Origin of the sequence: Aeromonas sp. 19NY04SH05-1, from assembly GCF_040581895.1 — a bacterium.
GTDB classification, from domain to species: domain Bacteria; phylum Pseudomonadota; class Gammaproteobacteria; order Enterobacterales; family Aeromonadaceae; genus Aeromonas; species Aeromonas enteropelogenes.
Genome location: NZ_CP095328.1, coordinates 3,351,455 through 3,364,632, shown reverse-complemented (window position 1 = coordinate 3,364,632; position 13,178 = coordinate 3,351,455). Strand labels below are relative to the sequence as shown.

The window sequence follows — 13,178 nt, the reverse complement described above, 5'->3', positions numbered from 1 at the left end:
TGTCGCTATTCCCCGGGCCACCCGTCGTGGGGCCTGCACATCAGGGGATCAGATGCATTTTACCGGCTTGGGCAGGCCGCCAATCTTGGTTGCCTGCTTGGCGGGTCCTTCCGGGAACAGCTTGTAGAGGTAGCGGCTGTTGCCCTTCTCGGGGCCGTACTGTTTTTCCATCGCCTTGACCAGCGCGCGGATGGCCGGGGAGGTGTTGAACTCCAGATAGAAGGCGCGCACAAAGCGCACGACTTCCCAGTGCGGCTCCTCCAGCACGATCCCCTCCTGCGCAGCCAACACCAGCGCCAGCTCCTCGCTCCAGTCGTTGCTGTTGAGCAGGTAGCCCTTGGCATCGGTCTCGATGAGTTGGCCGTTGAATTCCAGCTGATGTTTGTCGGCAGACATGGGGGCTCCTCGCTAATGGGGCTATCGGGATTGGGCGGGCATGGTAGCGCCTTGATCCCCGGTGAGCAACCGACTCTCGTTGGCAAGGTTCAGCAACTGATCAGCCAGCTCGCTGATGAGGTTGAGCTGTTGGGTCAGCATCAGCTGCTCCTCGCTGCACTCCTGCGCTTCATCCGGGGTGATCAGCAGGCGCTGGCCGCCAAGGGAGCTGGAGGGGGTGCCCGCCAGATGGCCCGCCGCCTGCTCCAGGGTATGGCAGATGTGGTGGCGCATCTCGTCGAGTCCGCTGATGGCCTCCAGCTTGTCGCGATGGGCCCCCAGCGCCGAGATGTAGGAGAGCAGGGCATGGTTGCGCCAGGTGAGGGTAAAGCAGAGATCGAGGAAGCGGCGGCGCTTTTGCGGCTCTACCAGCATGCTCTGCCAGGCGGTGGCCAGTTCGCTGTCCGCGAGATGGGCGCTCTTGCGCGCCACCCGATAGTCGATGGATTCATCCCGCTGCGGCTTGAGGCTGGCCAGCACTGCCGAGAGGTAGCGGGCATTGGCTGACAGCGAGTTGGCAATAAGCGTCGGCAGGCGCTTGTATTGCCAGTCCGGCCAGAGCCAGGCCACCAGGGCGTAGGCGATAAGGCAGCCGAGCAGGGTATCGAGCAGGCGCGGCCCCAGGATGGCAAAGCCGATGCCGTCCAGCAGGTTGAACGCCATCAGCACGTAGAGAGTGATAAAGCAGACGGCGGCGCTGTAGTTGTTGCGCACCTGGGTGAAGAAGAGGAAGGCCGCGAGCCCCATCACCACCAGCTGGACGTGCAGCTCGGGGAAGAGCCAGAGCACCGGGATCCCCACCAGAATACCGGCGAAGGTGCCGAGCATCCGCTGCACCAGCCGGCGGCGGGTGGCGCTGTAGCTCGGCTGGCAGACAAACAGCACGGTGAGCAAGATCCAGTAGCCCTTGTCCATGTCAAAGGCCTGCAGTATGCCGTAGCCGATCACCAGCCCCAGCGAGAGTCGCAGGGCATGGCGAAACACCATGGAGTGCAGGGTGAAGTGCTGTTTGAGCTGGGCCAGAAATGGCAGGCGAGGGGGGCTTGCCAGCGGCGGCAGGCTCTGGGGCGCCTGATCCGGGTTTTGCAGCCCCTCGGCGCTGCCCAGCAGCTGGTTGATGCTGGCCAGGTTGCGGCGCAAAAACTTCATCGGCGTCAGCAGGGTTTTCGGGTAGTGCTGCTTGAGGTGGGTGAATTCCAGCTGATCGCCAAGGGCCTCCAGGGTCCAGTGGATGCGCTTGTTGTGGGCATAGGGCTTGTGCACCAGGATGGCGTAGCCGAGCCGCTGGCACGCCTCCGAGAGCTGCAAAAAGACCTCCTGAAAACCGTCCAGCACTATCCCCTGCTTGAGCTCGGCTTCCAGCCGGCTGTAGGGGTAGTGGCTGGAGGTGGCCCGCTCGTGAATTTCCAGCGCCAGCAGGTAGAGGCGCAGCAGGCTGGCGAGCTCCGGGCTTGCCGGATGGCGCGGGGAAAGGCGCGCATTGAGGGCCGACTTGGTGAGGTTGAGCGCGCTCACCAGGTTGATGTTGAGCTGGGCCAGATTGTGGCGAATGGCCTGGGCGCCGTGCTCGTCCGCCGGGAAGAAGCGGGATTTTTCCAGCAAGTAGCGGCCAAGGGCGAAGTAGCTCTGGGCCAGCTGCTCGTGCAGCGTCTTGTAGGGCAGCAGCCAGAGCCAGAGCAGCGACACCAGCCCGTACCAGAGGGCGCCGGCGCCGAGCGCCAGTGGCTGGTAGAAGAGGCTCGGCGCATGGGCGGCCCCCAGCATGGTGTAGATGGCAATCAGCAGGGTGCCGAAGCTGATGGTGGCGTAGCGGGCGCCGAGCGCCCCCACCATCACGAAGATAAAGGTAGAACTCGCCAGCCCGATGGCAAACAGCCAGGGGGTGGGGTAGAGATACTGCACGCACAATGAGGCAAACAGGAAGCAGAGCAGGGTCATCCCCAAATTCTTCACCCGGCCCCACAGGCTGTCGTCGGTTTCGGCGATGGCTCCCGCCACCACACCGAGGGAGAGCAGCACGGTGAGCTGGATGTCGCCGGTCGCCAGGGTGAAGGCGAGCAGGCCGAGGATGGCCAGCAACACCTTGAGGGCGAAGTAGATATGGCTGTCGGTCAACAGGCGGCGCAGCAGGCCGGAAAAGTCCATCGGCATGGAAGTGAGAACAACCCTTTAACGAAACGAGTGCGGGATGGTAACCCGCCAGGATCGGCATGGCCCTGATTTGGATCAGGGCCACTTGGCTTCATCTCCTTGATCTGCAACTTATCCTGACAGAATCGTGCGCCAATAAAAACCCCGCCGAAGCGGGGTCTTGTTCATCATCGACATCTATCAGTTGCGGTTGCCGCCCAGCAGGCTCAGCAGGCTCAGGAAGATGTTGTAGATGGAGACATACAGGGTCACGGTGGCGGAGATGTAGTTGGTCTCGCCGCCGCGCACGATCTGCTGGGTGGTCAGCAGGATGGCGCCGGAGGAGAACAGCATGAACATGGCGGACAGGGCCAGGCTCAGAGCGCTCATCTGCAGGAAGATGTTGGCGACCATGGCCACCAGCAGTACCCAGAAACCGACGAACAGCATGCCGCCGATAAAGGAGAGATCACGCTTGGTGGTCAGGGCATAGGCTGAGAGGCCGAAGAAGGTCAGCGCGGTGCCGCCCAGCGCGGTCATCACGATCTCGCCGCCGCCGTTGTTCATGTACATGTTGATGATGGGGCCCAGGCTGTAGCCCAGCAGACCGGTCAGGGCGAAGGTGAACACCAGACCCATGCCGTTGTTGCGATTTTTCTCGGTCAGGAACATCAGACCGTAAACGCCGATGAGGAAGATGGCCCAGTGCAGGGGCGGCATGTTCATCACGGTTGCGACCCCCGCCACCACGGCAGAGAAGCCCAGAGTCAGGGAAAGCAGCATATAGGTGTTACGCAGTACCTTGTTGGTATCGCGTACGGCACTTTGGGTGCCTGTGTAGATAGAACGGGTATCCATCTTGGTGTCCTCTTGATTTCCGGGTGAAGCGGCAAATTCCGCTTCGTTCATCGCATTGTATGCACTGAAGGTTGGGATGACGAGTGCTGATTTCAAGCGACACCCCAGCTCATTGCCTCCTACTATCCCAAAACAAATATGTATTGCATATGAACAAGGGCTTGACGTAGTATGCACGCCGTTCGGAGGGGTGGCAGAGCGGCTGAATGCACCGGTCTTGAAAACCGGCGATGGGCGACCATCCGTGGGTTCAAATCCCACCTCCTCCGCCATATTGACGAAAAAGCCCGGTCGATGATTCGACCGGGCTTTTTCGTATCTGTGATTCGGGGCAGGGTGGCCCGACGCGCCAGGGCGTCAGGCCAGTGCGATCAGTGCGGCTGATGATGCAGCATACCGGCCGCCACCATCGCCGTGGTGGCCACGGCGCTGCAGCGTGCCGAGTCCGCGCAGCCTTGCGAGGTGCCGGCGCTCTGCGCGTCACGTTGGTAGACGGGAACCCCCTCTTTGATCGTCTCCTCGACCCGGATATCGGCCAGGGTCTCGGGTTTCACCTTGAGCGGGTTGGCCGAGAGCACCACCATGTCCGCCAGCTTGCCCACCTCGAGAGATCCCTTGCTGCGCTCCTCCTTGTATTGGGTCGCCGCCCACAGGGTCTGGGCCTTCAATCCTTCCAGCGCGGAGACCCGCTGATCCGGTCCGATGGGGCGGCCGGTGCGACTGACCCGGTTGACGGTCGCATAATAGACCCGCATGGAGTCAGGTAGTGCCACCGGGGAGTCGTGGTGGGAGGTGAAGATCATCCCCAGCTCCCGCGCCCATCCGGTGGGGGAGATATGTTGCGCCCGCTCCTTGCCGAGCACGGAGTCACTGTGCCAGTCCCCCCAGTAGAAGGTGTGCATCGGGAAAAAGGAGGGGAAGATGCCGAGCCGCTGGAACGAGGCGACCTGATCCTTGCGGGCGGTCTGGGCATGGATGGCGACGAAGCCGCGATCCGGCTTGCCATGCTGTTTCTCGCTGGCCTCCACCCCCTTGATCAGCTGATCGATGGCGGCATCCCCGTTGACGTGGGTGAGCAGCTGCCAGCCGTTGCGCTGGGCCAGTTCGATGTAATGGGCGGCCTGCTCGTCGCTCATGCTGGGGTAGCCCTTGTAGCCGGCCTCTTGTCCTGCAGGGGGGACGAAATAGGGCTGGGTCAGCCAGGCGGTCTTGCCCTGGGGGGAGCCATCGAGATTGAGCTTGGCCCCTGCGACCCGAAAGCCGTTCATGTACTGCTGGGCGTAGTAGGGCGGTGCGATGACATCCCGCGCGATCTGGATATCGGGATAGGCCGCCACGTCGAGGGGCAGCTTCTCTTTCTGGGCCAGCTGGTACATGGTCTTGACGGCGGACGAGGAGGCTCGTCCCTCCTGGGCCGTGGTGTAACCGAAGCTGGCGTAGAGCGCCATGCCCGCCTTGAAGATTGCCTCGTTCTCCTGGTTGTTCAGCTTGGCAAACATCGGCAGCAGGGCGCCGAAGAAGGCGGTCTCCTCCAGCACGCCGTTCGGAGTCTTGCCATCCGCTTCACGGCGGATCTTGCCCCCTTCCGGATCCTTGCTGTCCGGGCTGAAGCCGGCCAGCGCCAGCGCCTTGCTGTTGAGGGTGGCGAGGTGGCCCGACTGGTGGATGATGATCACCGGCAGATCCTCTGAGACCGCATCCAGCTCCTGACGGGTGGGGTGGCGTTTTTCCTTGAGCTGGGAGTCGTCATAGCCAAATCCCAAAATAATCCCGTGCGCCTTGTTTTGCGGTTTGGCGACCCAGTCGCGCAGTCCCTGCTGCAGCTCCGCTATGCGGGTCACAGCGCCATCGGGCGGGGCCAGCAGGTTGGCCGAGAGCGCCTGGATGCCGGTGTTGAAGACGTGGCCATGGCCATCGATAAAGCCCGGGATCAGGGTCTTGCCCTGCAAGTCGACCACCCGGGTCGCCTCGTCGCGCAGCTTGAGGATGTCGGCCTCGCTGCCCAACGCAAGGATGCGGCCATTCTTGATGGCCAGCGCCTGGGCCGTCGGCGCCGCGTCGTTAACGGTGACTATGTCGCCACCGAGGTAGATGGTCTGGGCGGTGGGTTTGGCGGGGCTGACGGCATAAGCCGAGCTGGCGGCCAGCAGGGCGATGGCGATGGGGGCTAGTTTCATCTGGCATTCTCCGTGCGCGTTGTCGGTGCACCTTGTCCGTGCAGATTGTCCATGTAAACAATGACCCGGGAAGGCGACGGTACCCTGTCACGCAACAGGGCGATCACGTCCCGGCCGGGCAGGTTTGCTTCGCAGCAAATGAATGAATATACAAGGAATTACCCTGCTCAAAAGTGATGCAGCAGCCAAATTGACCGATTTCATCATAAACTCGGCGGGGGGGCCACCAGGCTCCCCCGCCGTTTCCTTTTCCGGCATTCCCTCATGCTGGCAGCCCTGTTTATGACTCAGTATGCCACTCCCGATAGTTGGCGAGGCGATAGCCCCGTTTGGCGATGAGTGGCGGCAGGGCCGGGTCGGTCAGGATGGCGAGCTCGGTGAGGCGGGGCTGGCAATAGGAGCTGCCTTGCATCTCCAGATCGATGAAGGAGGGGTGGCACATGATCTCGAGGGAACTGGCCCCAAGTTCATTAGCCTCGTCCAGCAGTTGCAGCAGGGTGTCCCGGGTCAGCTGCTCCCCATAGAAGCGGGCGTCAAACTGATCGCAGCTCAGGGTATGGTGCACGCTCAGGCCATGACGGGCAATCTCGCTGCGGTCGATGCGAAGGGGCAGCCGGTGCTCCATGGCAAAGGCTTCCACCAGCGGGTAGAGGGTCGGCAGCATATGCACATGGTGGTGGCTGTCGATATGAGTGGGCGCCTTGCCAAAGAGGTCGATAAAGCGCTGATACTGGCTTGCCAGCTCGCAGCGGATCTCCTCGGGATCGAGGGTGCCCGCCTCGCTCTTTTGCCAGATCCCCTTGTCCAGCATTCCCTGTTCGTTGACCAGGCAGGTGAGCGGGGTGAGCGGGCGTCCCCAGCTCAGCATGAAGTGCAACCCCACCGGCAGCTCGGGGAAGCGCCCGGCCAGCCAGGCGGCATGCTCGATGGCCGGGGAGGTCACGATGGCGGTGGTGGAGCTGACGACGCCTTGAGTGAAGGCTTCGATGATGCCGTAGTTCTGGGCGCGGCACAGACCGAAGTCGTCGGCATTGATGATCAATCTCTTGCTCATGACGGTTCTCTTCCTTTCAGGCGCCCCGCTCGTAATCAAACGGGGCGCGATGGTCTCAGGCGAGGGCGTCGATGGCATCGGCGAAGTTTGGCAGATGTTCGCGGTGGGCCAGCAACAGCTCGCGGGCAACGAGGCGGGCATCGTTGTCGGAGTGAATGAGCGGGTTGAGGTTCATGGCGAGCAGCAGATCCTCCATGTTGCCGCTGATGGCGGCCCGGGAGGCGGCGATCTCGAAGCTCTTGATGAGGTGTACCAGACCATTCACCTTGTCGTCAAAGCGGGTGAGGCGAGGGTGAGGAATGGCGCCGTCACGTCCGATCCGGCAGGTCATCTCCACCGTCCAGTCGGCCGGGATATTGGTGACATGGCCCTGGTGGGGAATGATGACATAGTGCTCGCTCTGCTTGTCGTTGTAGATGGCGCTGATCACCTCGCAGGCGGCATCCGAGTAGTAGGCGCCGCCACGCAGCTCCAGCTCCTTGGGTTTTTCGCACAGCTCGGGGTTCTGGTAGAGATCGAACAGCTTCTTCTCGACCTCCTGCACCACCTGGGCGCGGGCCCCGCCCTTGTAGAACTCGCCCATCTCGATTCCCAGCATCTCTTTCTCCTTGAAGTAGTAACGCAGGTAGGAACAGGGGAGCAGACGCAGCCCGCGGATGAGGCTGGCATCGAAGGGCAGGTCGAAGATGTTCTTGACCGAGCTGGCGCGGGTCAGGGTGCCGTCGGCTACCCCTTCCAGCAGCTCGTCGAAGCGGGACTCACCGTTCACCAGCACGTCGCCGATGAAGACCAGGTGGTTGAGGCCGAACAGATCCATGGAGAGGTGATCCTGCTCGGTCAGCTTCAGGGCATCTTTGACGAACATCTTCATGCCGACCGGAATGTTGCACACCCCGACAAAGCGGCGGAAGTTGGTGTGGCGGTGGACTGCCTCGGTCACCATGCCGGCCGGATTGGTGAAGTTGATGAGCCAGGCATCCGGGCAGAGCTCTTCGATGTCACGGATGATGTCGAAGATGACAGGGATGGTGCGCAGCCCCTTGAACAGGCCGCCGGCGCCGTTGGTTTCCTGCCCCAGCATGCCGTGGCTCAAGGGGATGCGCTCATCTTTTTCTCGCGCCTGCAGCTGGCCGACCCGCAGCTGGGTCGTCACGAAGTGGGCACCCGCCAGCGCTTCACGGCGATCCAGGGTCTTGTGCAGCGTCATGGGGATGCCGGCCTGGCGGATCATCCGCTGGCACAGACTGAAGATGATGTTCAGTTTCTCTTCGCCGGCGGGAATGTCGACCAGCCACAGCTCGCTGATGGGCAGCTCGGCATAACGCTTGATGAAGCCATCGACCAGTTCCGGGGTGTAGCTGCTGCCGCCGCCTATGGTGACTACCTTGATCTTCTCGTTCATAAATCCCTCTTTCATCTTTCTCTATCTGGTTGAACAGGGGCCGCTCTGCTCTGGCGCCGGGCCAGGGATGAGCGGGGCCGCAGCCGCCTGATGCAGGGGCTGGTCAAAATGGGCGAATTGTTATCTAACTCACTGTTTTACATCTGGAACAGGGCCCCGCCTCAGGCAGGGGTTTCAAATTTCGGGTAGAGATATTTGCGATAGCTCCCCGGGGTAAACGAGGTCAGTTTCTTGAAGTTCTTGATAAACAGACTGACGTCGTTGTAGCCGGTCTCGAAGGCGATGTCGGCCACCGAGTTGTTGGTCACTTCCAGTTGCATCTTGGCGTAGTTGACCCGGATCTCGTTGATGATCTGCATCGGCGTCTTGTTGTAGTAACGCCGGGTGGCTCGGGTCAGGTACTCCTGGCTCTTGCCGCAGAGGGAGACCATGTTGGCCAGCGCATCTTCGGCAAAGAGGGGACGGTTGTGCATCTTTTCCACTGTCTCGTGGAGCCAGAGGGGGAGATCCTCGCTGGCGGAGGCCTCCTTGTAGTGACGCAGCCGGTTCATCACCGCAAAGGTCACCACCTCAAGAAATTCGGTCAGCGCCTCTTCCCGAAAACCGGGGGAGACCAGCACCGACTCTATGTAGCTGAGAAACTCGCTCTTGAGCTGATAGGCTTGGGAGGCGACGAAGTGATCCGGCAGCAGGTATTTGAAGTGCTCGTCAAAGTAGCTGCGGCTGATCCCGACGTTGAAGATGCGGGTGGTACCGAACTCGTAGAAGCTCTGGTGGCTGGAGCCCAGCGGGATGAAGACCACGTCTCCCCGCTCCAGCAGCACCCGCTTGCCATTGACCTCCTGATAGTAGCGACCGGTCAATACCAGGGTGAACTCGTAATAGTCGTGCTGGTGCAAACCGGTTCCGCTCACCTGCTTGTTGTAGATGAACATGTGGAACGGTTTGTTGTTGAACAGCTCGGTTTCCCGGATTGTCTTGACGCTCATGAGTCGCTTCCTGATCTGCGAACCTATGGCGGGGCAGGGTGCCCCGCCTTGGGATTACTTGTTCTGCAGCTTCTCGTGCAGCTCGATCAGCTCGCTGATCAGCTCACGGGCCAGCATGGAGGTCATCAGGTGATCCTGGGCATGCACCAGCACCAGGGTGACCGGGATCTTGCCTTCCCCCTGATCCCCCTCGATCAGCTGGGTCTGCACCAGGTGAGCGGCATTCAGTGCCTCGCGGGATTGGGCCATCAGCTGGTGGGCGGCGGCCAGATCCCCCTCCTTGGCTTTCTTCAGGGCGGTATAGGCCAGGCTGCGGGCCTGCCCCGAGTTGATGATGAGCCCCATCACTACCTCTTCCAGATCGCTGGCGGTATCGCTCTCTGCGGGGATTTGATCCAGATCGAACATGTTTGCTTTCTCCTTGATTGAAACCGGTTAATTGAAGCCATGGTGACGGGCGACGTCGGCAAACCAGTGACCGCTCTTCTTGATGGTACGCTGCTGGTTTTCGAGACTGAGGCGCACCAGGCCGTAGCGATTCTTGTAGGCATTGAGCCAGGACCAGTTGTCGATAAAGGTCCAGAGGTGATAACCGCGACAGGCGCTACCCTCCTCGAGGGCGCGGTGCAGCCACTCAAGGTGCCCGCGGATGAAGTCGATGCGGTAGTCATCTTCCACCCGCCCTTGCGGGCCGATGAAGCGCTCCTCCCCCTCGACTCCCATGCCGTTCTCCGAGATGTAGCAGGGCAGGTTGCCGTAGTTGACCCGCAGATCGGTGAGAATGTCGTAGATCCCTTTCTCGTAGATCTCCCAGCCGCGATGGGGGTTCATCTTGCGCCCCGGCATCTCGTAATAGTCGAAGAGATCCTCCGGGGTGCGCGGCGTGCCCGACCAGGGTTCGTCCTTGGCCTTGACCCGGCGCGGCTGGTAATAGTTGATGCCGAGCAGATCCACCTTGCCGGCGGCGAGCAGCGCCTTGTCTCCTTCCGCTACCTGGGGTAGCAAGTCGTACTGCTCCAGCAGGGCGATCAGCTCGGGGTCGTAGCAGCCCTTGAGGGCCGGGTCGAGGAAGCTCTTGTTGAGCAGCAGATCCGCCCGACGGGAAGCCAGCAGATCGGCAGGCTCCCGGGAGCGGGGATAGGTTGGCGTCAGATTGAGGATGATGCCAATTTCGCCATCCTCCTGGCGTGCCCGGTAGGCCTGCACCGCGCCGGCATGGGCCAGCGCCGTGTGGTAGGCGACGGTGACCGCCCGGCCAAAATCGACCACGCAGGGGTAGTGATGGTGACCCAGGTAGCCACACTCGACCGGCACTATGGGCTCGTTGAAGGTGAACCAGTGCTTGATGCGATCGCCAAACAGGGCAAAGCAGTGGCTGGCGTAGTGGATGTAGGCGGCGACCACTTCCCGGCTCTCCCAGCCGCCACGCTCCTGCATGCACATGGGCATGTCGAAGTGGTAGAGGTTGATGAGCGGGGTGATCCCCTCGGCCAGCAGGCGGTCAAATACAGCGTTGTAGAAGGCGACGGCCTCGGGGTTGATCTCGCCGGTGCCATCCGGGATCAGCCGTGACCAGGAGATGGAGGTGCGAAAGCTGTTGTGGCCCAACTGCTTGAGCAGGGCGATGTCGCTCTCGAAGTGGTCGTAAAAAGTGGAGGTATCGGTCGGGCCTATGCCACCGTGAAAGCGCTCCGGCGCGATGGCAAACCAGTGATCGAAAATGTTGGCGGACTTGCCGCCGCGAGCGGCGGCGCCTTCCATCTGTGGTGCCGAGCTGGCACTGCCCCACCAGAAGTTATCCGGAAAACGATACTGCATACTGCGTTTCTCCAAACTGGCGGGAGGAGCCGGGCTCCTCCCGCATGTGTCGTCAGAACTTCAGGGCCAGAGCGATATCTTCCTCGCTCTCCTCTTCCTCTTCGATGACGCTCTGGGCCTTGTTGGCGATGATGACGAACGGCACATACATCATGGTGGCCACACCCAGGTTGAACAGGGCCAGCAGGAAGGCTGCCACGCTGCCGTTGGTGTTGAAGAAGGCCCCCAGCCCCGCCGGCATGGTCCATGGGGCCATGTTGGTGATGGGCGGAATGACGCCCGTGTAGTAGGCAAACAGGGTGATGCCCGTCAGCACCGGCTGCACCATCACGAAGGGGATGAGCAGCACAGGGTTCATGATGACTGGCAGGCCGAACAGGATGGGCTCGTTGATCTGGAACATGCCGGAGGGCAGGCCCAGCTTGGCGACCTGACGGTAGTCATCGCGGCGGGAGACCATGAAGATGGCCAGGATGAGGCCGAGAGTCGCACCGGTACCACCCAGATAGATGTAGGAGTCGAGCATCGGCTTGGTCCAGACGTGGAACTCCTTGCCGGCGGCCAGCGCCGCTTCGACCGAGCCGTATTGGGTGTAGAGCGCCACGTTCTCCAGGGTAAATGGCACCAGGATGCCGTTCTCGAGGGCGGAGAGCGCCAGGGAGCCGTGTACCCCGAAGAACCAGAGCAGCGGGGAGAAGAGCACATAGACCCAGCCCACCAGGCCACCCATGCTGGCCAGCGGCGTGGAGATGGTATCCATGATGAGCTGGTGGAAGTTGGTGCCGGCGTTGTTGAGCTGGTAGGCGATCACCCCCATGATGGAGAGGATGATGAAGCCCGGGATCAGCGCCGAGAAGGAGCGGGAGACGGATCCAGGCACGCTGTCAGGCAGGCGGATCACCCAGTTGCGGCGCACGATGAAGGCGAACATTTCGGCCACGGCGATACCGATCAGCATGCCGGAGATGATGTTGGCGCCGCCCAGCCAGTTGGCACCGACGGCGTAGGCTTCACCGACGCTGAACGGAGTGACCGTCATGAAGGCGGCAACCGACAGCAGACCGGCGGCGAGCGGGTCAACCTTGCGCTCTTCCGCCAGCGCCATGCCGATGAAGAAGGGGGTCATCAGGGACATGATCCCCAGGGTGCCGTTGTAGACGCTGCCCCCTATGCTCTTGAAGCCATCCAGGGTGGCGATGGTGGCGGGATCGAGCCGCACCCCCATTGAGTAGAAAAAAGAGCCCTCGCCAAAGCTCAGAAACACGTTGTTGATCAGCACAAACATGGCCCCGGCGAGCGTCAGGGGCATCAGTTTGATAAAGCCGTTCTTGATGGCATTGACGTGAGGCTGTTTGCCCAGCTTCACGGCAATCGGCAGGATTGCCTTCTCCATCGATGCGATAAGGTTGCTCACATCCCTCTCCTTACTGTGCGCTGTGCTGCTTGATGGCCGCGACGGCCGCCTTGAGAACACCCAGACCATCCACTTTTCCGTACAGGATGGAGTCGATCACCTCGACCGGCTTGCCCGGCAGCTGTTGCTGGATTTCCGGCAGCATGTAGGCGATTTGCGGGCCCAGCAGGATCAGGTCGGCATCGACCCCCTTCTCGGCGGCCAGGGTCTCCGGATAGGCATCGATCACCACGGGGACATCATATTTTTCTGCCTGCGCCTTCATCTTCGAGACCAGCAGTGACGTGGACATCCCGGCAGAGCAAAACAGGTAGATGTGCTTCTTTTCCATAACCATTCCCTCAACGCTTGAAAATCAAATGAACAAACCGGTCGAGACGGCGGCGAGTCGCGCTGCAAGCCTTGATCATCTCCAATTGACCTTATTGTATCGACACATCCTGTTTGACTGGTATTTCGTGGTCTAAATCAATTGTCTTTGGTTGACCAAGTGATCTGCCGCTCTTCACAGTTTTCGATGTGACAGGATTGGAAAAAAGACGATACAACGAAGATAAAAAGATAGGTTGATGATTTATTTTTATTTAAATCAACAATTTATGTGTTTTATGTGGTGCGTTGACCTGCTTTGATAGAAAAATGAGAAATTGTCTTCACCGGTTCAAATTCACAAGTGAATGCAATCTGATTGATATTCCTGCCAGATCTTTCAGATTGTCTGAATATCACCAAGATGGGGTTTTATTGACCTCGCGTTAATGAGGAATCAACCAGAGGGGTGGTATCGGTCAGGGCGCCTGAAAGGTGAGAGAGGGGCAAAAGAGATAATAAGGAAGAGTGACAAGCGCTAACTGGCAAAGAGCGGGAGAGGCAGCAGAAAGCGGGACAGGCAAAATAGAGC

General features: G+C 60.7%; 11 protein-coding genes and 1 tRNA gene. 1 reads left to right on the top strand and 11 read right to left on the bottom strand.

All coding sequences use genetic code 11. The features are described 5' to 3' along the window. Positions 1-48: 48 nt before the first annotated feature. The 3 genes from MRK42_RS15400 to MRK42_RS15390 form a co-directional block, all read right to left on the bottom strand. Positions 49-396 carry a TusE/DsrC/DsvC family sulfur relay protein gene (locus MRK42_RS15400; RefSeq protein ID WP_042027767.1) on the bottom strand — a complete coding sequence of 116 codons (348 nt, stop codon included), beginning with the start codon at positions 394-396 and terminating at the stop codon, positions 49-51. A 21-nt stretch (positions 397-417) separates the two neighbouring features. Next, positions 418-2,586, bottom strand: coding sequence for a YccS family putative transporter (gene yccS / locus MRK42_RS15395; protein ID WP_216993994.1), 2,169 nt, complete (start codon positions 2,584-2,586; stop codon positions 418-420). 180 nt (positions 2,587-2,766) lie between these two features. Beyond that, entirely contained in the window at positions 2,767-3,423 is a 657-nt protein-coding gene (locus MRK42_RS15390) for a Bax inhibitor-1/YccA family protein (RefSeq protein ID WP_026457102.1), read from the bottom strand. A 184-nt stretch (positions 3,424-3,607) separates the two neighbouring features. Here MRK42_RS15390 and MRK42_RS15385 point away from each other — a divergent pair. Then, positions 3,608-3,695: transfer RNA gene (locus MRK42_RS15385), tRNA-Ser, on the top strand. A gap of 99 nt (positions 3,696-3,794) precedes the next feature. Here the strand turns inward: MRK42_RS15385 and MRK42_RS15380 are convergent. The 8 genes from MRK42_RS15380 to MRK42_RS15345 all read right to left on the bottom strand — a co-directional run bounded on the left by MRK42_RS15380 (position 3,795) and on the right by MRK42_RS15345 (position 12,608). Next, a complete protein-coding gene (locus tag MRK42_RS15380) occupies positions 3,795-5,600 on the bottom strand; it encodes an amidohydrolase (RefSeq protein ID WP_338610852.1) in 1,806 nt (601 codons plus the stop codon). Positions 5,601-5,880: 280 nt separating this feature from the next. Continuing rightward, positions 5,881-6,654, bottom strand: coding sequence for a chitin disaccharide deacetylase (chbG, locus tag MRK42_RS15375; protein ID WP_338610850.1), 774 nt, complete (start codon positions 6,652-6,654; stop codon positions 5,881-5,883). A 55-nt stretch (positions 6,655-6,709) separates the two neighbouring features. After that, positions 6,710-8,056 carry a 6-phospho-beta-glucosidase gene (locus MRK42_RS15370; RefSeq protein WP_338610848.1) on the bottom strand — a complete coding sequence of 449 codons (1,347 nt, stop codon included), beginning with the start codon at positions 8,054-8,056 and terminating at the stop codon, positions 6,710-6,712. A 161-nt stretch (positions 8,057-8,217) separates the two neighbouring features. Further along, entirely contained in the window at positions 8,218-9,045 is an 828-nt protein-coding gene (gene chbR / locus MRK42_RS15365; RefSeq protein ID WP_026457346.1) for a transcriptional regulator ChbR, read from the bottom strand. Positions 9,046-9,099: 54 nt separating this feature from the next. Then, on the bottom strand, positions 9,100-9,453 hold the full coding sequence (gene chbA, locus MRK42_RS15360) for a PTS N,N'-diacetylchitobiose transporter subunit IIA (RefSeq protein ID WP_338610845.1): 354 nt from the start codon (positions 9,451-9,453) through the stop codon (positions 9,100-9,102). 27 nt (positions 9,454-9,480) lie between these two features. Then, positions 9,481-10,863: a glycoside hydrolase family 1 protein gene (locus MRK42_RS15355; protein ID WP_338610843.1), complete on the bottom strand. Its 1,383-nt coding sequence runs from the start codon at positions 10,861-10,863 to the stop codon at positions 9,481-9,483. Positions 10,864-10,915: 52 nt separating this feature from the next. Beyond that, the gene (gene chbC, locus MRK42_RS15350; protein ID WP_338610841.1) at positions 10,916-12,277 is read right to left on the bottom strand and encodes a PTS N,N'-diacetylchitobiose transporter subunit IIC; all 1,362 of its coding nucleotides are present in this window, start codon (positions 12,275-12,277) and stop codon (positions 10,916-10,918) included. A gap of 10 nt (positions 12,278-12,287) precedes the next feature. Next, positions 12,288-12,608 (bottom strand): PTS sugar transporter subunit IIB, encoded by a 321-nt coding sequence (locus tag MRK42_RS15345; RefSeq protein ID WP_026457940.1) that lies wholly within the window; start codon positions 12,606-12,608, stop codon positions 12,288-12,290. Positions 12,609-13,178 lie beyond the last annotated feature (570 nt).